The sequence below is a fragment of the Nonomuraea zeae genome (assembly GCF_005889725.1).
Taxonomy (GTDB): domain Bacteria; phylum Actinomycetota; class Actinomycetes; order Streptosporangiales; family Streptosporangiaceae; genus Nonomuraea; species Nonomuraea zeae.
Map to the genome: position 1 here is coordinate 1 of NZ_VCKX01000134.1, position 18027 is coordinate 18027.

At 70.4% G+C, this 18027-nt stretch carries 18 protein-coding genes and 1 tRNA gene; 5 read left to right on the forward strand and 14 right to left on the reverse strand.

What is annotated here, in order from left to right; genetic code table 11:
- The first annotated feature begins 212 nt into the window (after positions 1–212).
- From ETD85_RS34505 to ETD85_RS34520, 4 genes are read left to right on the forward strand one after another with little or no spacing between them, the layout of a single operon-like run.
- Positions 213–1100, forward strand: coding sequence for an SIR2 family NAD-dependent protein deacylase (locus tag ETD85_RS34505; protein ID WP_138694009.1), 888 nt, complete (start codon positions 213–215; stop codon positions 1098–1100).
- Positions 1097–2740: a tetratricopeptide repeat protein gene (locus tag ETD85_RS34510; RefSeq protein WP_138694010.1), complete on the forward strand. Its 1644-nt coding sequence runs from the start codon at positions 1097–1099 to the stop codon at positions 2738–2740. Before ETD85_RS34505 ends, ETD85_RS34510 begins: the two co-directional genes overlap by 4 nt.
- A 49-nt stretch (positions 2741–2789) precedes the next feature.
- Positions 2790–3986 carry an FxsB family cyclophane-forming radical SAM/SPASM peptide maturase gene (locus ETD85_RS34515; RefSeq protein ID WP_138694011.1) on the forward strand — a complete coding sequence of 399 codons (1197 nt, stop codon included), beginning with the start codon at positions 2790–2792 and terminating at the stop codon, positions 3984–3986.
- Entirely contained in the window at positions 3983–5269 is a 1287-nt protein-coding gene (locus ETD85_RS34520; RefSeq protein ID WP_138694012.1) for an HEXXH motif domain-containing protein, read from the forward strand. The genes ETD85_RS34515 and ETD85_RS34520 overlap by 4 nt, the downstream gene beginning before the upstream one ends.
- A 93-nt stretch (positions 5270–5362) precedes the next feature.
- On the opposite strand, the gene ETD85_RS34525 is transcribed toward ETD85_RS34520, so the two are convergent.
- The 7 genes from ETD85_RS34525 to nadD all read right to left on the reverse strand — a co-directional run bounded on the left by ETD85_RS34525 (position 5363) and on the right by nadD (position 9685).
- Positions 5363–5435, reverse strand: a tRNA-Ala gene (locus ETD85_RS34525).
- 110 nt (positions 5436–5545) lie between these two features.
- The gene (locus ETD85_RS34530) at positions 5546–6481 is read right to left on the reverse strand and encodes a fumarylacetoacetate hydrolase family protein (protein ID WP_138694013.1); all 936 of its coding nucleotides are present in this window, start codon (positions 6479–6481) and stop codon (positions 5546–5548) included.
- An 11-nt stretch (positions 6482–6492) separates the two neighbouring features.
- Entirely contained in the window at positions 6493–7440 is a 948-nt protein-coding gene (locus ETD85_RS34535) for an MBL fold metallo-hydrolase (protein ID WP_138694014.1), read from the reverse strand.
- Between the two features lie 36 nt (positions 7441–7476).
- The gene (locus tag ETD85_RS34540) at positions 7477–7773 is read right to left on the reverse strand and encodes a LysR family transcriptional regulator (RefSeq protein WP_138694015.1); all 297 of its coding nucleotides are present in this window, start codon (positions 7771–7773) and stop codon (positions 7477–7479) included.
- A 126-nt stretch (positions 7774–7899) separates the two neighbouring features.
- Positions 7900–8529 carry a histidine phosphatase family protein gene (locus ETD85_RS34545; protein ID WP_138694016.1) on the reverse strand — a complete coding sequence of 210 codons (630 nt, stop codon included), beginning with the start codon at positions 8527–8529 and terminating at the stop codon, positions 7900–7902.
- Positions 8526–8921 (reverse strand): ribosome silencing factor, encoded by a 396-nt coding sequence (rsfS, locus tag ETD85_RS34550; RefSeq protein WP_138694017.1) that lies wholly within the window; start codon positions 8919–8921, stop codon positions 8526–8528. Before rsfS ends, ETD85_RS34545 begins: the two co-directional genes overlap by 4 nt.
- Before the next feature lie 146 nt (positions 8922–9067).
- Positions 9068–9685 (reverse strand): nicotinate-nucleotide adenylyltransferase, encoded by a 618-nt coding sequence (gene nadD / locus ETD85_RS34555; protein WP_138694018.1) that lies wholly within the window; start codon positions 9683–9685, stop codon positions 9068–9070.
- 87 nt (positions 9686–9772) lie between these two features.
- Between nadD and ETD85_RS34560 the strand changes: the two genes are divergently transcribed.
- Complete coding sequence (locus tag ETD85_RS34560) at positions 9773–10813, forward strand: M48 family metallopeptidase (protein WP_206058969.1); 1041 nt, start codon at positions 9773–9775, stop codon at positions 10811–10813.
- Positions 10814–10913: 100 nt separating this feature from the next.
- Here the strand turns inward: ETD85_RS34560 and ETD85_RS34565 are convergent, their stop codons facing one another.
- The 7 genes from ETD85_RS34565 to rplU form a co-directional block, all read right to left on the reverse strand.
- A complete protein-coding gene (locus ETD85_RS34565; protein WP_138694020.1) occupies positions 10914–12680 on the reverse strand; it encodes a serine/threonine protein kinase in 1767 nt (588 codons plus the stop codon).
- Between the two features lie 82 nt (positions 12681–12762).
- Complete coding sequence (locus ETD85_RS63490) at positions 12763–12939, reverse strand: hypothetical protein (RefSeq protein WP_170246990.1); 177 nt, start codon at positions 12937–12939, stop codon at positions 12763–12765.
- A 50-nt stretch (positions 12940–12989) separates the two neighbouring features.
- A complete protein-coding gene (locus ETD85_RS34570; protein WP_138694021.1) occupies positions 12990–14261 on the reverse strand; it encodes a glutamate-5-semialdehyde dehydrogenase in 1272 nt (423 codons plus the stop codon).
- 69 nt (positions 14262–14330) lie between these two features.
- Complete coding sequence (proB, locus tag ETD85_RS34575) at positions 14331–15449, reverse strand: glutamate 5-kinase (RefSeq protein ID WP_206058971.1); 1119 nt, start codon at positions 15447–15449, stop codon at positions 14331–14333.
- 291 nt (positions 15450–15740) lie between these two features.
- Positions 15741–17093 carry a GTPase ObgE gene (obgE, locus tag ETD85_RS34580; protein ID WP_138694022.1) on the reverse strand — a complete coding sequence of 451 codons (1353 nt, stop codon included), beginning with the start codon at positions 17091–17093 and terminating at the stop codon, positions 15741–15743.
- A gap of 152 nt (positions 17094–17245) precedes the next feature.
- Positions 17246–17503, reverse strand: a complete 258-nt coding sequence (rpmA, locus tag ETD85_RS34585) for a 50S ribosomal protein L27 (RefSeq protein WP_138694023.1) — start codon at positions 17501–17503, stop codon at positions 17246–17248.
- A gap of 16 nt (positions 17504–17519) precedes the next feature.
- On the reverse strand, positions 17520–17822 hold the full coding sequence (gene rplU, locus ETD85_RS34590; RefSeq protein WP_138694024.1) for a 50S ribosomal protein L21: 303 nt from the start codon (positions 17820–17822) through the stop codon (positions 17520–17522).
- Between the last annotated feature and the right edge of the window lie 205 nt (positions 17823–18027).

An 18027-nucleotide genomic window follows, 5' to 3' on the forward strand; every position in this document is an offset into this window, starting at 1 on the left:
ACGGGGGTGTCTTAGGGTCTCGTGGGCTCGGAAATGTGTATAAGAGACGGGCCCACCCCACGGGCGTCATTTCGCCGGCGGACCAACCCGATCGACAAATGGCGACAATCTACATAAGTTACGGTCAGCCCGGAAATGGCCGCACTTTTCGCCCGGCGAGGGGTCGGACATAATCACCGCACAAACAAAGTTTCAGCCGGTGGGGTGGGTACGTGAACGATGCGGACTGGGACCGATTGATCAAGCAGCTCCGCAGAGGCGATTGCACCCCCCTTCTCGGCGCAGGCGCCTGTTATGGCCGCCTGCCCACCGGCAGAGAGCTCAGCGAGCACTTCGCGGCGAGATACAAGTATCCCTTCACGGACAACGCCAACCTCGCACACGTGATGCAGTACGCCGCCCTGGTCCAGAACGATCCGACCGATCTCAAGGTCGAGGTGTGCAACTACCTGAAACAGTGCGCCAAGGCCGCCTTCGACCCCCTCGACCCGCACACCGTGCTGGCGGAATTTCCCATCACGACGTTCATCACGACGAACTACGACGACTTCATGTTCCAGGCCCTGCAGCGCTGCCACTCGGGCCCGCGCACCCCCAACGTATGCGCCTCGACCTGGTGGGACCCCTCGGGCAGCGACGCGGTACTGGAGCCCGATCACGACCATCCGCTGATCTATCACCTGCACGGCAAATGGGACGACCCCGCATCCTTGGTGCTAACCGAGGACGATTATGTGACTTATCTCCTCAATCTTCGCGATGTGGGCGATCCGCACGGCCGCCAGCTGCTGCCGATTCCCTATCCCGTCCTGGAAGCGATGACCTCCAGCCCGCTCCTCTTCGTCGGTTACAGCCTGCAGGACTGGAACTTCCGGGTCCTTTTCCGCGGCTTGATCAGATCCATCGCGTCCACCCGCAGACGCCGGCACGTCAGCGTCCAACTCCTTCCCAGGCTGGACTCCTCATTGGACAACGCGGAACGACTGGCCCGTGATTACCTGAAGAACTATTACGAGGACCTGAAAATATCGATCTACGTCGGCACCACTGCGGAGTTCTTCGGGGAGCTGCTCGACCGGAATGCGAGGACGCCACAATGACCGCGACCGATGCGACCGACCGGCCGTACGTCGGGCTGCGTCCGTACGGCCCGGACGATCGTCCCCTGTTCCACGGCCGGGACCTGGAGTCGCGGGAGATCGCCACGCTCTGGCGGGCCGCCGGGCTGACGGTGCTCTACGGCGCGTCCGGCGTCGGCAAGACCTCGCTGCTGCACGCGGGCGTGCTGCCCAGGATCGACCCCGAGCAGGCCGACGTGCTGCCCGTGGTCCGGATCTCGCCCCACTCGCCGATCGAGGGCGGCAACCCGTTCGTCATGGGACTGCTGTCCGCGTGGGCCCCCGACGCCGGGGCGTCCGCGCTGGCCGGTATGACCATCACGCGGTTCCTGGCCGCGCGGCCCGACCGCAAGGACGACTACGGCGATCCGCTGCCCGTCCTGGCCGCCATCGACCAGGCGGAGGCGATGTTCCACAGCGATCTGGCGCACGAGCGCGACCGCAAGGAGTTCGTCGACCAGCTCATTCACGCCATGCACGACCATCCCCACCTGCATCTGCTGCTGTCGCTGCGCGAGGAGTTCCTGTTCCTGGTGCTTCCCTACGAGCGCCCGTTCGGGCAGGGCTCGCGCGCCCGCTTCCACCTCCAGCCGCTGGCCCCGCAGGCGGCGATGGACGCCGTGGAGAAGCCGCTGACGCACACCCACAGGTCGATCACCCGCGCCGCCACCACGCTGCTGCTCGACGAGCTGCGTTCGACCCCCGTCACCGAGGCCTCGGGCGACGTCTCCTTCTACCACCTCGACACGGTGGAGCCGGTCCAGCTCCAGGTGGTCTGCTCGGCGCTGTGGGACTCGCTGCCCGAGGAAGTGACGGTGATCGACGAGGAGCACGTGCGGGCGTACGCGAAGGTCGAGGAGTTCCTGTTCGACTTCTGCAAGCGGGTGGTCACGCGGGTGGCCGCCGAGTTCGGCATCCCGGCCGGTGAGATCCTGCTGTGGCTGCGCCGTACGTTCATCACCGACCACGGCACCCGCAACACCGCGTACGAGGGGCTGGAGAAGACCAAGGGCATGCCCAACGGCGTGGCCCGCGCCATGGAGGACCGCCACCTGCTGCGCGGCGAGCACCGCATGGGCAGCCGCTGGTACGAGCTGGCCCACGACCGGCTCATCGGCCCGGTCTCGCACCGCGGTTCGCCCGCCACGTACCTGGAGGCCGCCCGGGTGGCCCGTGAGCAGCGGAACTGGCCGCTGGCCGGCCGGCTCGCCGACGAGGCGCGGCGCGCGTCCGATCCCGACGACTCCTCGGTACGCGCCGAGGTCGCCGAGATCTACGCCGAGGTCGCGTTCGCGCGGGGTGACGTCAAGGCGGTGCGCCGTTACTGCGACGAGTCGGTGGCGCTCTACGCGGAGCGGGGTCGGTTCGACGGGGTGGCCAGGGCGCTCACCATCGACGGGCGCTGGTATATGGCGAATGGGGACATCACCCGGGCGATCGAGCAGATCAATATCGCGGTGACCCTCGCACCAAATGACATTTCTGCACAAATGGCACTGGCAGAGGCATTCAGCAGAGCCGGCACGCCACAAGCGGCGGCGGCCGTCGTCGACGCCGTTCGCGGGCAGCTGTCGAATGAGGACGTCGAACAGGCGAACGAAATGCTTCGACTACCCGAGTGACGTCATATGCTTGGCCTCTCGCAAGTCTCAGCGTGGAGGCTGATTCGCGGTGTCCGAGTGGCCAGCGACACTGGACGTCGGCGCATTGCTGGCCGGCGGCTGGCAGCCGACCCCCTTCAACCAGTTCATTCTCAAACTGCACAGCCGATGCGATTTGGCCTGCACATATTGCTATATGTACGAAATGGCCGATCAGACCTGGCGATCCCGTCCGAAACGCATGTCTCGCGAAACGGTCGAAGCCACCACAAAAAGGATCGCCGAGCACGCCGCGGCACATGATCTCGACGCCGTACATGTGATCCTGCATGGCGGCGAGCCGCTGCTCGCCGGGCCGGACGAGATCCACGACGTCGTCACCACGCTCAGAGCCGCCGTCCCCGCCCGCGTCGAGGTCAGCCTGCAGACGAACGCCGTCCTCCTCGACGACCGCTTCCTGCGGCTGTTCGATGAGCTGGAGATCGGCGTCGGGGCGAGCCTCGACGGCGGTCCGGCCGAGCACGACCGCTCCCGCCGCACCGCCGACGGCCGCGGCAGCTACCACAAGGTCGCCGCCGCGCTCGGACGCCTGACCGCGCCCCGATACCGCCACCTCTTCCGCGGCCTGCTGTGCACCGTGGACCTGCGCAACGACCCGCTGGCGAGCTACGAGGCGCTGCTGGCGTTCGGCCCGCCGGCGATCGACTTCCTGCTGCCCCACGGCAACTGGTCCGAGCCCCCGCCGGGCCGGACGCCCGGCTCGCCGGCCACCCCCTACGCGGACTGGCTGAAGGGCGTGTTCGACCAGTGGTACGCCACCCCGTCCCTGCCCGTCCGCGTCCGCCTGTTCGACGAGATCATCCATCTGCTCCTCGGCGGTCACTCGGCGAGCGAGCAGATCGGCCTGTCGCCCGCGGCCATGATCGTGATCGAGACCGACGGCGAGATCGAGCAGTCCGACCTGCTCAAGTCGGCGTTCGAGGGCGCCGGCCGCACCGGCCTGCACGTCATCCACGACGCCTTCGACGACCTGCTGCTCCTGCCCGGCACCGCCGCCCGCCAGATCGGCCGCCACGCGCTCGCGCCGAAGTGCGCCGCCTGCGCGGTCGGCCGGGTCTGCGGCGGCGGCCTCTTCGCACACCGCTACGAAGCCGGCAGCGGCTTCCGCAATCCCTCGGTCTACTGTGCCGACCTGTTCGAGCTGATCCAGCACATCCGGCGCGCGGTCGAGGCCGACGTCTCGGCCCGTACGAAGGAACTCCGATGAACCTCACAGAGCACCGGATCCCCGCGGACGCGTTCGACGCGCTCGCGAGCGGCGGCGGAGGCGGCAGCGCGGTGCGGCAGCTCAGCGCCGCCCAGTACAGCAAGCACCTGCTGCTCATCAGGGGCGTGCTGAACGTGGCCAGGGAGGCGGGCCACGCCCGCTGGACGCAGACGCGCCGCGCCTACGACCTGCTGGCCACCCTCCAGTCGCAATATCCGGAGGCGGTCGACCGGGTCCTGCAGCACCCTTCCGTGGGCGCCTGGGCCCGCCACACGATCCGCACGCGCCGATATCCCGAGCAACTGGCCGCGCTGGCCGCGGCGGTGGCTCTGCGGGCCCGTACGACGTGCGAGGTCGACGTCCCCGTCATCGACGGCAAGGCCACGCTGCCCTCCCTGGGCCAGGTCACCTTCCCCGACGGCGTCACCATGGCCACCGTGCACTGCTGGCCCGAGGGCGCGGAGGTGAGTGCGGGCGGCATCGTGATCGAGATCCGCGACGGCGTGCCCGGCTGGCAGGGCCTGCGCACGCTCACGGCCGAGTCCGCGGGCAAGCGGCTCGACCTGCTCATCGACGACCTCGACCCGCACCGGATGCCGGGGGCGAACGACCTGCGCGAGCGCCTGACCAGCGCGCAGGCCGACCACTGGCGCCGCGTCCTCGAACAGTCGTGGGAGCTCCTGGTCAGCCACCACGCCCCGGTCGCGGACGAGGTCTCCGCCGCGATCACGGTCCTGACGCCGCTCGACGACCCGGCGGTCGGGGCGTCCAGCGGCACCTCGCGCGACGCGTACGGCTGCATCGCCCTGTCCACCCCGCCCGACCCCCGCACGCTGGCCGAGACGCTCACCCACGAGGGCCAGCACGCCAAGCTCTCCGCGCTGCTGGACATCGTCCGGCTGACCAAGCCCGACGACGGCTCCCGCTACTACGCGCCGTGGCGCGAGGACCCCCGCCCGGCCGGCGGGCTGCTCCAGGGCTCGTACGCCTACCTCGGCGTGACCGACTTCTGGCGCCGCCAGCGACACCACGAGACGGGCGAGAGCGAGATCAGGGCGAGCGCGGAGTTCGCCCGCTGGCGCTCGGCGGCCCGCCTGGTCACGGGCACCCTGCTGGACAGCGGGCGGCTGACGGAGCACGGCGTGACCTTCGTCGACCGCATGGGCCGCCAGCTCGACGCCTGGGCGGACGAGCCGGTGCCCGCGCAGGCCGCCGCCCTGGCCACGCGGGCCGCCGACCGGCACCGCGAGCGCTGGCGGCGGGCCAACGGCGAGCCCGGATGACACCTGGGCCGCTTCCGATCAAGCGAGACGTCCCGGCGGGACCACCATGAAAAAGGCCGTTCCCGATCACGGGAACGGCCTTTCACAAAGGGGTGGAGCTATGGGGATTCGAACCCCAGACCTCCTCCATGCCATGGAGGCGCGCTACCAACTGCGCCATAGCCCCTGGTCACCGCTTCGAGTCCACCCGTTGCGGCGCTCCGAGAGCATATAGCCATTCGCGCTCATTCACCTAATCGCGCCGCCCGCGGACCGTGGCCGCGCGCGGTGCCACCCTCACGTGCTGTCCCGCGCCCGGAATTCGTCGAGCTCGGCGTCGATCCCCTGGACGATCCGGCTCCGCTGCATGCCCAGCCCGTCGACGCCGAGCGTCACGGTGTCACCGGGAGCGAGCGGCGCGTGCGCGTCGAACCCCAGCCGCCCCCACAGCTCGGCCAGGCATCCCCCGCCGCACGTGCCCGACCCGAGCACGTCCCCGCGCCGTACCTCGGTCCCCCGGGACGCGTAGGCGATCATCTGCGGGTACGAGAACGCCATGTTGCTCCATCGATCGGCGCCGACGGTGAGCCCGTTGACGGCCGCGGTCATCGTCAGGTCGAAGGCGTTGCCCGCGCGGTAGGGGGCCAGCTCGTCGGGCGTCACCAGCACCGGCCCGAGCGTGGTGGCGCTGTCCTTGCCCTTCACCGGCCCCAGCCGGACCTCCATCTCGGCGAACTGCAGGTCGCGAGCCGACCAGTCGTTCATGAGCGTGTACCCGGCGATGCACGACTCGGCCTCCTCGACGGTCAGGTCGCGCCCGCCCCGCCCGAGCACGGCCGCCACCTCCAGCTCGAAGTCGAACATCGTGCACCCCGGCGGCACCGGCACGTCGTCCTCCGGCCCGATCACGGCGTAGGGGTTGGTGAAGTAGAAGGCCGGAGCCGCGTACCACTGGTCGGGCACGGCCGCGTCGAGCAGCTTCGCGACGCCTTCGATGTGCTGCTCGAAGGTCATGAAATCGCGGACGGTCGGCGGGTCGGGAATGGGCGGGCGCAGGCGTACGGACGAGAGCGGGACGACCTCGGCGGGATCGCGCATCGCCGCCGCGCCGGCGGCCGGCAGGTCCCCGAGCACGTCGACCAGCCGCGCTCCCGGCGGCAGGGCGAACACCTCGTCGTCGACCAGCAGCCCGGCCTGATCTCCCGAACGTCCGGCATACGTGACGAACTGCATGAGATCCCCCCTCACACTCTCGTCGGCAACGGGCCGCAATTCCACGCGACGGCGTCGGTGAAGGCCGCCAGGAGATCCACCTCGGTGCCCGTGGCGTCCGCGTACACGCGGTGCAGGTTGAGCACCAGCCGTTCCGCGTCCGCCCAGCCCTTGAAGGGCCCCAGATCGGCGCGTCTGGCCGCCTCCAGCGGCCCCAGCCCGCGCGCCCTCCCGTTCCGCGCGACGTCGAGCAGGAAGCGGTAGTAGCGCTCGTGGTCGGCCAGGACTCCCGGCAGCGAGACGGCGTCGGCCAGCGGGCCGTGCCCGGGGACCACGTGGGCGGCCCCGAAGCCCGCCAGCCAGTCCAGCGAGCGCAGGGCCCCCTCCACCGAGCCCATCAGGACCAGGGGCGTGACGCCGTGGAAGAGCAGGTCCCCGGTGAACAGCACGCGTTCCTCCGGCAGCCACGCGACCACGTCCCCGGCCGTGTGCGCGCTGTGCCCGGGATGGCGCAGCTCGATGCGGCGTCCGCTGCTGTAGAGCACCAGCTCCGAGCGGATCAGCAGCGACGGCGGCCGTCTGGTCACCGCCCCCCAGTCGGGCAACGGCGACCAGAACGGCGGGCATCCGTCGATGACGAAGTCCGCCAGCACCGCGGCCCGGACGCTCTCGTGCCCGACGATCACCGCGTGCTCGGGCAGCAGGCAGTTGCCGTGGGTGTGGTCGCCGTGCTGATGAGTGTTGACCGCCGCCCGGACGGGGGCCTCGCCGGTGGCGGCGGCGACCGCGCGCAGGAATTCGCGCGTACGCTCCTCCGTGGCGCAGGTGTCGATCAGCACCGTGCCCTCGTCGCCGGTCACCGCCCCCGCGTTGTTGACCCACCAGGTCCCGTCGGGCTGCACCCAGGCGCGGACCCCCGGCACGATCTCGTGTAATGCCGCCGACCCGCTCTCCAGGTCGGTCGCAGGCTGATATCCCATGCGGGCCACTCCACCACGGGCCCGGCACGGGAATCATCAGCGGGAAAGGTTGCGATGCGTGTCACGGCACGGCGGATCTTCGGCGCGGGCCAGCTCGGCGAGCTCGTCCACCGCGGCCAGCACCTCGCGGGCCCTGGCGACCAGCCGCTCCCCCGCCGGGGTCAGCACGACCCGGCGGCTCGTCCGGGCGAACAGCCGCCGCCCCACCTCCCGCTCCAGGCGCTGGATGTGCCGGCCGAACGGCTGGGCGGCGATGAAATGCCGCTGGGCCGCGCGGCCGAAGTGCAGCTCCTCCGCCAGGGTGACCGCATAGCGCAGCGATCGAATCTCCATCGGCGAACCTCCCCCGACATGGGGCGGCTTGCCGTCCCAAGCCGCCGCGGTGTCCGTCGCCGAGCTATTCGTCCGAGATCGCCTGCTGTATGTCAGTCGTACGGCCCCCGAGCCGTACGAGCTGCGTCAGACTTCGGACTCGGGCCTGTCGTCGCTGTTGATGGGCTCCGGGAGCGTACCGGCGTTGTGCTCCAGCAGCCGCCACCCTCTGCGACCTTCCTGCAGCACGGACCACGAGCAGTTGCCCAGCCCGCCCAAGGCCGGCCACAGCTGCTCCGGCAGGCCGAGCAGCTCGCAGATGCCGAGCCGCAGCGCAGCGCCGTGCGAGGCCACCACCAGCAGCCCGTCGTCGTCGAGCCGGGCCGCCCAGCGACGCATGGCGGCCGCCACCCTGGTGGCCACCTCGGTGACCGGCTCTCCGTCGGGGGCCTCCCAGGCGGCGTATTCCTCGGGCCAGCGCGCGTGGATCTCCTCGCGCGTCAGCCCCTCCCACTGCCCGCCGCCGCGCTCGCGCAGGTCCTTGTCGACCGCCACGTCGAGCCCGACGACGCGCCCGAGCGCCAGTGCCGTGTCATTGGCCCGCTGGAGGTCGGAGGAGACGATGAGGGTGGGCCTCAGCGAGCCCAGCAGGGACGCGGCCCGCGCGGCCTGCGCGACACCGGTCTCGTCGAGAGGGATGTCGGAGTGTCCCTGGAAGCGCTGCTCCACGTTCCACAAGGTCTGCCCGTGGCGGAGGCAGACGATCCTCTTGCTCAAGTGCGCGCCCGCTGGAGGTTGGCCTGCATGACGCTCTCCGGCAGGGAGATGGCCGGGCAGTCCTTCCACAGCCGCTCAAGAGCGTAGAACGTGCGGTCTTCCTCGTGCTGGACGTGCACGACGATGTCGAGGTAGTCGAGCAGCACCCAGCGGCCCTCGCGCTCGCCCTCGCGGCGCACGGGCTTGGCGTCGGCCTCGATGCGCAGCCGGTCTTCGATCTCGTCGACGATGGCGCGGACCTGCCGGTCGTTGGTGGCGGAGCAGAGCAGGAAAGCGTCGGTGATGACGAGCTGCTCGCTCACGTCGTAGGCCAGGATGTCATCGGCCAGCTTGTCGGCCGCGGCCTCCGCGGCGATGCGCACGAGCTGGACGGCTCTGTCAGATGCGGTCACGATGCGGGTCTGTCCTCCTGTGTCGGCAGCATGCCCATATGTTGAGGGTACCCTTCCAGGCCGAAACCCCTCACGTATGGCGCGACTTCTCGTGCGCGCCCCTCGGCGCGATGCCCGGAAAACACGCCTGTCACGGGAAGAGGCTTTCAGCCCTCAGCGTGATACAGGCCCCTTTTGCCGATGTACTGGACGATCCCGTCGGGCACCAGGTACCAAATCGGCTCGCCCTTGGCCACCCGCTGGCGGCATTCCGACGACGAGATGGCCAGCGCGGGGATCTCCAGCAGCGTCACCCGCCCCTCCGGCAGCCCGGGGTCGTGCAGCGTGTGCCCGGGGCGCGTGCAGCCCACGAAATGCGCCCGCTCGAACAGCTCGTCGGCGTCCTGCCAGCCGAGTATGGCGCCGAGGGCGTCCGCACCCGTGATGAAGAACAGGTCAACCTCATGACCATAAATTTCTGAAATATCGCGCAAAGTATCGATGGTGAACGTCGGTCCAGGACGGTCCACGTCCACCCGGCTCACGGAGAAGCGCGGGTTGGAGGCGGTCGCGATGACGGTCATCAGGTAACGGTCCTCGGCCGCGGAGACCTCACGCCCCGATTTCTGGTACGGCCGTCCGGTCGGTACGAATACGACCTCGTCGAGATCGAAGTGGTGAGCCACCTCGCTGGCGGCGACGAGGTGGCCGTGGTGGATGGGATCGAAGGTCCCACCCATCACCCCCACCCGCCGCATCCCCTGCACACCAGGCGCGTTCATCATGAATCGGACCTTACGCGGACGCCTTGCCACAACATGATGGCACCCCCCTTCGTGATGACCGCGCATCACTTCCGTTGCGGACGTAGCATGCCGGGCATGACGACCACCCCGGACCGCAACCGCGTCCAACTGCCCGGCATCTCGTCCCGAGCCTACGAACACCCCGCAGACCGGTCCGCCCTGGTCGCTCTGCGTAAGTTGAGTGGGTTCGACACCGTTCTGAAGCAGATGTCCGGCCTCATCAGCGAGCGAAGGCTACGCCTGATGTACCTCGCGTCGGCCGTACGCGTGAGCGAGACTCAGTTCCGCTCCCTCTACGACATGGGCCGCGACGCCGCCTACACCCTCGACCTGCACCGCATCCCGGAGATCTACGTCCAGCAGGACCCGCAGGTCCAGGCCAAGGCCATCGGCTTCGACGACCCGTTCATCGTCGTGACCACCGGCCTGCTCAACCTCATGAACGAGGAGGAGCAGCGCTTCGTCATCGGCCACGAGACCTCCCACATCCTGTCGGGGCACGCGGTCTACCGGACGATGCTCGACATCCTCACCCGCCTCGCCACCCGCGTCGCCTGGATCCCGCTCGGCTACATCGGCCTGCGCGCGATCGTCGCGGGCCTGGAGGAGTGGTACCGCAAGTCCGAGCTGTCCTCCGACCGCGGCGGCCTGCTCACGGGTCAGGACCCCGAGGCGGCCAAGCGCGCGCTGATGAAGCTCGCCGGCGGCGACTACACCCACGAGATGAACATCGAGGCGTTCCTGGAGCAGTACCAGGAGTACGACACCGCCGGCGACCTCCGCGACGGCTTCCTCAAGGTCCTCAACCTGCTCGGCACCACCCACCCGTTCGCCGTGGTGCGCGTGGCGGAGCTGGACAAGTGGCAGCGCAGCGGCGAGTACGAGCGGATCCTCGGCGGCGACTACCCGCGCCGCGAGGACGACCCCAACGCGAGAGTGACCGACGAGATCAAGGCGGCGGCCGAGTCCTACCGCGCGTCCTGGTCGCAGTCCCAGGACCCGTTCATCGGCGTCCTGCGTGACGTGGCCGAGGGCGCCGTCAACGCCGGCGAGCGCATCTTCAACCGCTTCTCCCGCCGCGACGGCGGACAGGGCGGCCAGGGCTGACCGGCTCCGCCGTACGCGCTCGATCAGTGTGATCGCTCGCGGGCAGCCGGACGGAGAGATCGGCTGCGTAGCCGGCGGACGACGGCATCTCGGGAGACGCTCAGAGCAACAGGGCGATGGCGCGCACCGCGGCCGCGCACAGGGCGACGAACCCGCCCAGCACGGCCAGTGCGCGCAGCCCCTCCCTGCGCAGATCGGGCAGGCGATGGCCGATCCGTTCGATCTCGCGCCCGGTGATGCCGCCGCACAGCATCCCGAACACCACGCCGGCCACCGTCACGGGCGCGGGCTGCTGCCACCAGCCGGCCTCGATCTGACCGCCGCCGGTCACCCAGAGCGCGCCGCCTGACGCCACCGCGACCGGCACGCCCGGCCAGATGACCGCGGTCGCCGCCGCGCCCGCGAGCGCGAGCGGGAAGAGCAGCACGCGCAGCGCCACCCGGGTACGCCGCGCGCTGCGCCTCCTGACCAGCCAATGACTCATCCAGAGCGTCCTGGTCAGCACCACGAACACCGTCGTGATCGCGATCGAGGCGATCGGCCAGATCACCGAGACCACCACGCACGGCACGGCGAGCACGGCCAGCATGAGCAGCGCGCCGTTGCCGGCCGGCAGTGTCGTGGCCGACTCGGCGCGCAGCCCGGCCCGCCGCCGGTCCTGCGGGCCGGTCGCCGTCCTGCTCCTGACGGCCGCGGTCGCGCGTGCGCGCGGCGCGGTCACCTTGGCCCGCGCGGCGGCGGCCTTGCCCTCGGCAGGCGTCCGCTGGCGGGCCGCGGCGGCCTTGCCGTCGGCGTTCGTCCGCTGGCGGGCGGCCCCGGCCTTGCCGTCCGCGGCCGTCCGCTGGCGCGGAGCGGGCACCTTGCCCCGCGCGGCGCCCGCCTTGGGCTCGGTGTTGGCTCTGGAACGCGGCGCGGGCACCTTCCCGTCGGGGTTCGGGTTGGCCGACCGGCTCCGCGCGGCCTTGGGCTCGCCCCTGGCGGCCTCCTCTGCCGTACGGCTGCGTACCGCCGTCCCCTTGCCCTCCTCCACCGCCGTGGCCGTGCGGCCGGCGGCCGGCTCGGGCTCGGGCGCGCTGGTGGCCTTGACCAGCCTGGACAGCCGGTCGGCCAGCAACGCCGCGGTGGGCCGCTTGCCCGGCTCCCTGTTGAGCGCGGCGCGGACCAGCGGCAGCAGCTCCACGGGCACGCCCTTGAGGTCCGCCTGCCCGTTGAGCACCGCGTACATCTGCGCCTCGGCCGTGCCCCGGCCGAACGTCGGCCGGCCCGTCGCCGCGAACGCCACCGTGGCCGCCCAGGCGTGCACGTCGGCGGGCGAGTCGACCTGCTCGTCGGCGAAGATCTCGGGCGCCGTGTAGCCGGGCGTGCCGAGGAACGTGCCCGTCATGGTGAGCCGCGTCGCGTCGAGCACCTGCGCGATGCCGAAGTCGATGAGCACGGGGCCCTCGGCGCCCATGATGATGTTGCCCGGCTTGAGATCGCGGTGCACGACCCCGGCCGCGTGGATGATCGCCAGCGCGGCGGCGATGCCCTGCGCCAGGCCGACGAGCTGGGAGACGTCGAGCGCCCCGCTCTGGCGTACGCGATCGAGCAGCGTGGCGCCCTCGATGTGCTCCATGACCAGGTAGGGCCGGGCACAGCTCAGGTCCGCGTCGAGCACCTTGGCCACGTACGGGCTCTCGACCCTGCGCAGGGCGCGAACCTCGCGCTCCAGCCTGACCCTGGACATCTCATCTTCGGCCAGGTCATGCAGGACCTTGAGTGCGACATGCTCATTCCGGCGGGTGGATGCGAGGTAGACCTCGCCCATGCCGCCTCGGCCGAGCCGCTCGACCAGGGTGTACGGCCCCACTTTGCCGAGCTTGCTCACCGTCCCTCCCCGCCGGGCGCGCCCATAAGGGACACAACCCTAGCGCTGGGACGTGAGTCGCCGCTTGCGGCGCGCCGAAGGTTTATCGGCGTGTGTGGTCGGAGAGCATGCTGTCGAGCTCGGCGGTGGGTTCTTCGGACAATTGCTTGCGGCCCTTCCTTCGCCAGTTGACATGACCCCGGCTCTCCAGCCAGAGCAGGAGCCTGTCGGCGCCGAACAGCACCGCGGCCGAGAAGGCGAGGGCGATGACAATTTCCATGCCTCCCAGTCAAACCACGACGCACGGCGCCGGTCAGGCCGACACGCCGGTCAACCGGCCACCACCGTACCTTCTGAGGTGCGCAAATGCCCCTCACCCGTATAGACCCACTTGGTGGAGGTCAGCTCGGGCAGCCCCATCGGCCCGCGGGAGTGCAGCTTCTGCGTGGAGATGCCGATCTCCGCCCCGAAGCCGAACTCGCCGCCGTCGGTGAACCTGGTCGAGGCGTTGACCGCCACGGCCGCCGAGTCGACCAGCGAGACGAACCGGCGGGCGGCCTTCTGCGACCTGGTGACGATGGCCTCGGTGTGGGCGGAGCCGTAGCGCCTGATGTGCGCCACCGCCTCCTCCAGCGAGCCGACGACGGCGGCGGCGATGTCGAGCGAGAGGTATTCGGCGTAGAAGTCGTCCTCGGTAGCCGGCACGACCTCGCCGTAACCGGCGATCCGGGCGTCGCCGTGCACCGTCACGCCCGCCTCCGCCAGCGCCTCCAGCGCCTTCGGCACGAACGCGTCGGCCACGTCCGCGTGCACGAGGAGCGTCTCGGCCGCGTTGCACACCGACGGCCGCTGCGCCTTGGCGTTGACCAGGATCTGCACGGCCAGGTCCAGATCGGCCTCGGCGTCGACGTAGACGTGGCAGTTTCCGACGCCGGTCTCGATGACCGGCACCGTCGACTCCTCGACGACCGAGTTGATCAGCGACGCGCCGCCGCGCGGGATCAGCACGTCGACCAGGCCGCGAGCCCGCATGAGCTCCTTGACCGAGTCGCGGGTCTGCCCGGGCACGAGCTGGACCGCCCCCGACGGCACCTCGGTGCCCTCAAGCGCGTCCTGCATGATCCGCACCAGGGCGGTGTTGGAGGAGTAGGCGCTCGACGAGCCCCTGAGCAGCACCGCGTTGCCGCTCTTGAGGCAGAGCACGGCGGCGTCGACGGTGACGTTGGGGCGGCCTTCGTAGATGATGCCGATCACGCCCAGCGGCACCCGGAGCTGGCGCAGCTCCAGCCCGTTGGGCAGCGTGCTGCCGCGTACGACCTCGCCGACCGGGTCGGGCAGGTCGGCCACCTGGCGCACGGCCTCGGCGATGGCGGAGACCCTGGCCTCGTCGAGCCGCAGCCGGTCGATCATGGCCTCGGAGGTGCCCTGGGCCCTGGCCCGCTCGACGTCCTCGGCATTGGCCTCGACGATCTCGGCCGCGTGCGCGACCAGGGCGTCCGCCAGGCCGCGCAGTGCCCGGTCCTTGGGCGCCCGCGGCAGCGGGGCCAGCTCGGCGGCGGCCTCTCGTGCCGCGCGGGCGACCTTCAGGAACTCTGTACTCATGGCATCTGCTCCGGTTCGCTGCTGCGGGCTCCGCGAGCCCCGTCCCTTCCCCGCGCCGGGGCGGGACGTCTAGTTGTGAGCTTCCAGTATGACGATGTCGTCGCGATGGATCAGCTCGCGTTCATATTCCGGACCCAGCGCGCTCGCCAGCTCCCTGGTGGAGCGCCCGAGCAGGCCGGGGATCTCGGTGGCGTCGAAGTTCACCAGGCCGCGGGCCACTACGAGCCCCTGCGGCCCGCAAAGGTCCACCGGATCGCCCGCGGCGAACTCGCCCTCCACGGACGTCACCCCCGCGGGCAGCAGCGACTTGCGCCGCCCCACGATCGCCTCGACCGCGCCCTGGTCCAGGTGCAGCCGGCCGCGCCCGGTGGTGGCGTGCGCGAGCCAGAGCAGCCGCGTGCCGGGATGGCGGCCCCCGGGGTGGAAGTAGGTGCCTACGTCGGCTCCGCTGAGCGCCTGGGCCGCGTGAGCGGCGGCGGTCAGCACGACCGGCACCCCCGCCCCCGTGGCGATCCTGGCCGCCTGCACCTTGGTCACCATGCCGCCGGTGCCGACCGACGCGCCGTTCTTGCCCAGCTCGACCCCGACCAGGTCGTCGGCGCCGCGGATCTCCGCCAGCCGCCGCGAGCCGCTGCGGCTCGGCGGGCCGTCGTAGAGCGCGTCCACGTCCGACAGCAGCACCAGGGCGTCGGCGTGGATCAGGTGGGCCACCAGCGCGGCCAGCCGGTCGTTGTCGCCGAACCGGATCTCGTCGGTGGCCACCGTGTCGTTCTCGTTGACGATCGGCACGATGCCCAGCTCAAGCAGCCTGGCCAGGGTGCGCTGGGCATTGGCGTGGTGCGCGCGGCGCATCATGTCGTCGGCGGTGAGGAGCACCTGGCCGACGCGCAGGGAGTAGCGGGCGAAGGAGGAGGTGTAGCGGGCGACGAGCACGCCCTGACCGACGGAGGCGGCCGCCTGCTGCGTGGCCAGGTCGCGCGGTCGCGCGCTGAGCCCGAGCGGGCCTAGTCCTGCGGCGATCGCCCCGGAGGAGACCAGGATCAGCTGCGTGCCGGCGCGACGCCGCGCCGCCAGCACATCGACCAGGGCGTCCACTCTGTCGACGTCGATCATGCCCTGGGGGGTGGTGAGCGAGGAGGAGCCGACCTTGACGACGACCTTCGACGCTGAGCTGATCTGATCCCGCACCCTCGAAGCCTATCCGAGGTCCGAACTCCGCCTCGGCCCCTCATACCCCCTCTGATGCCGCTGGCGTAGCGGTCGGCGCTCCCTCCACCGGGTCCCCTGCGCCCGGCGGCGGCCGACCGGCCCGAGCCGTTTCGCCCCTGAGCGCCATCGTGACCGCCGAGGAGCGCGTCCCGGACGCCCTCCCTGCCCATAGGGCGAGGAAGGCGCCGCAGCGGCCGTGGAGGCCGGTCAGGGCCGCATAACGTCCACCGTCGAGCAAACCCGCGCTGTCAGGACAGCAACTCGCGGACCTCAGGCCAGGCGGCTGTCGGAGCCTCTGGGGCCCTGCCGCACGGACTCGGCGTTGAGCGTCGGCTGCCAGTCGAAGACGTAGCCGCCCTCCATCGGCCCGATGACCACCTCGGCCCCGGCCTTGGCGCCCGCCTTGGCCAGCTCCTGCTCGACCCCCAGCCGCTCCAGCCGGTCGGCCAGGTAGCCCACGGCCTCGTCATTGGTGAAGTCCGTCTGCCTGATCCACCGCTCGGGCTTCTCCCCGGTGATCTGGAACAGGCCGTCGTTGACCCGCCGCACCCGGAACCCGGCGTCCCCGAGCTGCTTGGGCCTGATCACCAGCCGCGTGGGCTCCTCGACCGGCTTGTTCGCCCGCGCAGCCGCGACCCACTCGCCCATCGCGTACGTCAGCTCCCGCAGCCCGTCATGCGTGGCCGCCGAGATCGTGAACACCTGCAGCCCCCGAGCCTCGAACTCGGGCTGCACCAGCTCGGCCAGCTCCCTGGCGTCCGGCACGTCCGCCTTGTTCAGCACGACCAGCCGCGGCCGGTCCTCCAGCTTCCCGTACGCCCGCAGCTCGGCCTCGATCACCTCGTAGTCGGTGATCGGGTCGCGCCCCGGCTCCATGGTGGCGCAGTCGATGACGTGGACGAGCATGTCGCATCGCTCGACGTGCCGCAGGAACTCGTGCCCGAGCCCCTTGCCCTGCGACGCCCCGGGAATCAGCCCAGGCACGTCCGCCACGGTGAACACGTTGTCCCCCGCGGTCACCACGCCCAGGTTGGGGATCAGGGTGGTGAACGGATAGTCCGCGATCTTCGGCTTGGCCGCGCTCAGCGCGGCGATCAGCGAGGACTTGCCCGCGCTGGGGAACCCGACCAGCGCCACGTCCGCGACGCTCTTGAGCTCCAGCATGACGTCGAGCCCGTCACCCGGCTCCCCGAGCAGGGCGAACCCGGGCGCCTTGCGCTTGGTGCTGGCCAGGGCGGCGTTCCCGAGCCCGCCGTGGCCGCCCTGGGCGATCACGTAGCGCGTGCCGGACCCCACGAGGTCGACCAGCACCTCGCCGGTGGCGGCGTCCTTCACCACGGTCCCGTTGGGCACGGGCAGGATCACGTCGTCGCCGTTGGCGCCGTCGCGGTTGGAGCCCTGCCCCTGCTTGCCGTTCTCGGCCTTGCGATGCGGCCGCCGGTGGTAGTCGAGCAATGTCGCGGTGTTGGGATCGACCTCCAGCACCACGTCACCGCCGCGCCCGCCGTTGCCCCCGTCGGGGCCGCCCAGCGGCTTGAACTTCTCCCGGTGGATGGAGGCGCACCCGTTTCCCCCGTCACCGGCCGTGATGTGCAGGACCACCTGGTCCACAAAGTCCGGCATTCCGCACCCCTCCATCGCCCCACCAGGGGCGTCTCATTTCAGCACCTGACGCCTACCCCGCCCACGCGGGAACCGGCCCCAGAAAACGCCAAGGGGTGGATCGACGATCAATCGATCCACCCCTTGGCAACAGCGACAAACTCGAGGAGAAACTACTCCGCGACGGGAACGATGCTGACGGCCTTGCGGCCGCGCTTGACACCGAACTGCACGTGGCCGGCCGCCAGCGCGAACAGCGTGTCATCGCCACCACGGCCCACGTTGTCGCCGGGGTGGAAGTGGGTGCCACGCTGACGGACGATGATCTCGCCCGCGTTGACCAGCTGGCCGCCGAAGCGCTTGACGCCCAGGCGCTGAGCGTTGGAGTCGCGGCCGTTCCGGGTGGACGACGCGCCCTTCTTGTGTGCCATCTCTCTAACTCCCCGATCAGGCCTGGTCGATACCGGTGATCTTCACCTGGGTGTACCGCTGGCGGTGACCCTGGCGCTTCTTGTAACCGGTCTTGTTCTTGTACTTGAGAATGCGGATCTTCGGGCCCTTGGTCTCACCGAGGATCTCGGCGCTGACCAGGAACTTGCCCGCCTCGGTGGTCACATCGCCGTCGTTGACGACGAGCACCGTCGGCAGCGAAACCGAAGAGCCGACCTCGCCGGCGACCTTGTCCACCTCGAGGACGTCACCGACGGAGACCTTCTGCTGCCTGCCGCCGCAACGAACGATCGCGTACACCGCGGAACCCTTCTACTGACTCACTGTTGCGATCCTCGGCCACCCCGCGAAGGACTGGCCGCTGACTCCGAATGCTGCGCCTATCATTCGGCCTGTCTCTGGAACCGACGAACCGAGTAAGCGCGCCAACAGGGCACGTCACCTGACGCACCGATTCACCAGGGTACCGGATTAACGGTGCCCTAGGCGAACCGGACGGATCGTC

What these genes read in the sequence shown, in the direction of transcription:
- ETD85_RS34510 (WP_138694010.1), top strand. Translation starts at nt 1,097, where the DNA reads ATGACCGCGACCGATGCGACCGACCGGCCGTACGTCGGGCTGCGTCCG.
- ETD85_RS34520 (WP_138694012.1), top strand. Translation starts at nt 3,983, where the DNA reads ATGAACCTCACAGAGCACCGGATCCCCGCGGACGCGTTCGACGCGCTC.
- ETD85_RS34530 (WP_138694013.1), bottom strand. Translation starts at nt 6,481, where the DNA reads ATGCAGTTCGTCACGTATGCCGGACGTTCGGGAGATCAGGCCGGGCTG.
- ETD85_RS34535 (WP_138694014.1), bottom strand. Translation starts at nt 7,440, where the DNA reads ATGGGATATCAGCCTGCGACCGACCTGGAGAGCGGGTCGGCGGCATTA.
- ETD85_RS34540 (WP_138694015.1), bottom strand. Translation starts at nt 7,773, where the DNA reads ATGGAGATTCGATCGCTGCGCTATGCGGTCACCCTGGCGGAGGAGCTG.
- nadD (WP_138694018.1), bottom strand. Translation starts at nt 9,685, where the DNA reads ATGATGAACGCGCCTGGTGTGCAGGGGATGCGGCGGGTGGGGGTGATG.
- ETD85_RS34560 (WP_206058969.1), top strand. Translation starts at nt 9,773, where the DNA reads ATGCCGGGCATGACGACCACCCCGGACCGCAACCGCGTCCAACTGCCC.
- ETD85_RS63490 (WP_170246990.1), bottom strand. Translation starts at nt 12,939, where the DNA reads ATGGAAATTGTCATCGCCCTCGCCTTCTCGGCCGCGGTGCTGTTCGGC.
- ETD85_RS34570 (WP_138694021.1), bottom strand. Translation starts at nt 14,261, where the DNA reads ATGAGTACAGAGTTCCTGAAGGTCGCCCGCGCGGCACGAGAGGCCGCC.
- obgE (WP_138694022.1), bottom strand. Translation starts at nt 17,093, where the DNA reads ATGCCGGACTTTGTGGACCAGGTGGTCCTGCACATCACGGCCGGTGAC.
- rpmA (WP_138694023.1), bottom strand. Translation starts at nt 17,503, where the DNA reads ATGGCACACAAGAAGGGCGCGTCGTCCACCCGGAACGGCCGCGACTCC.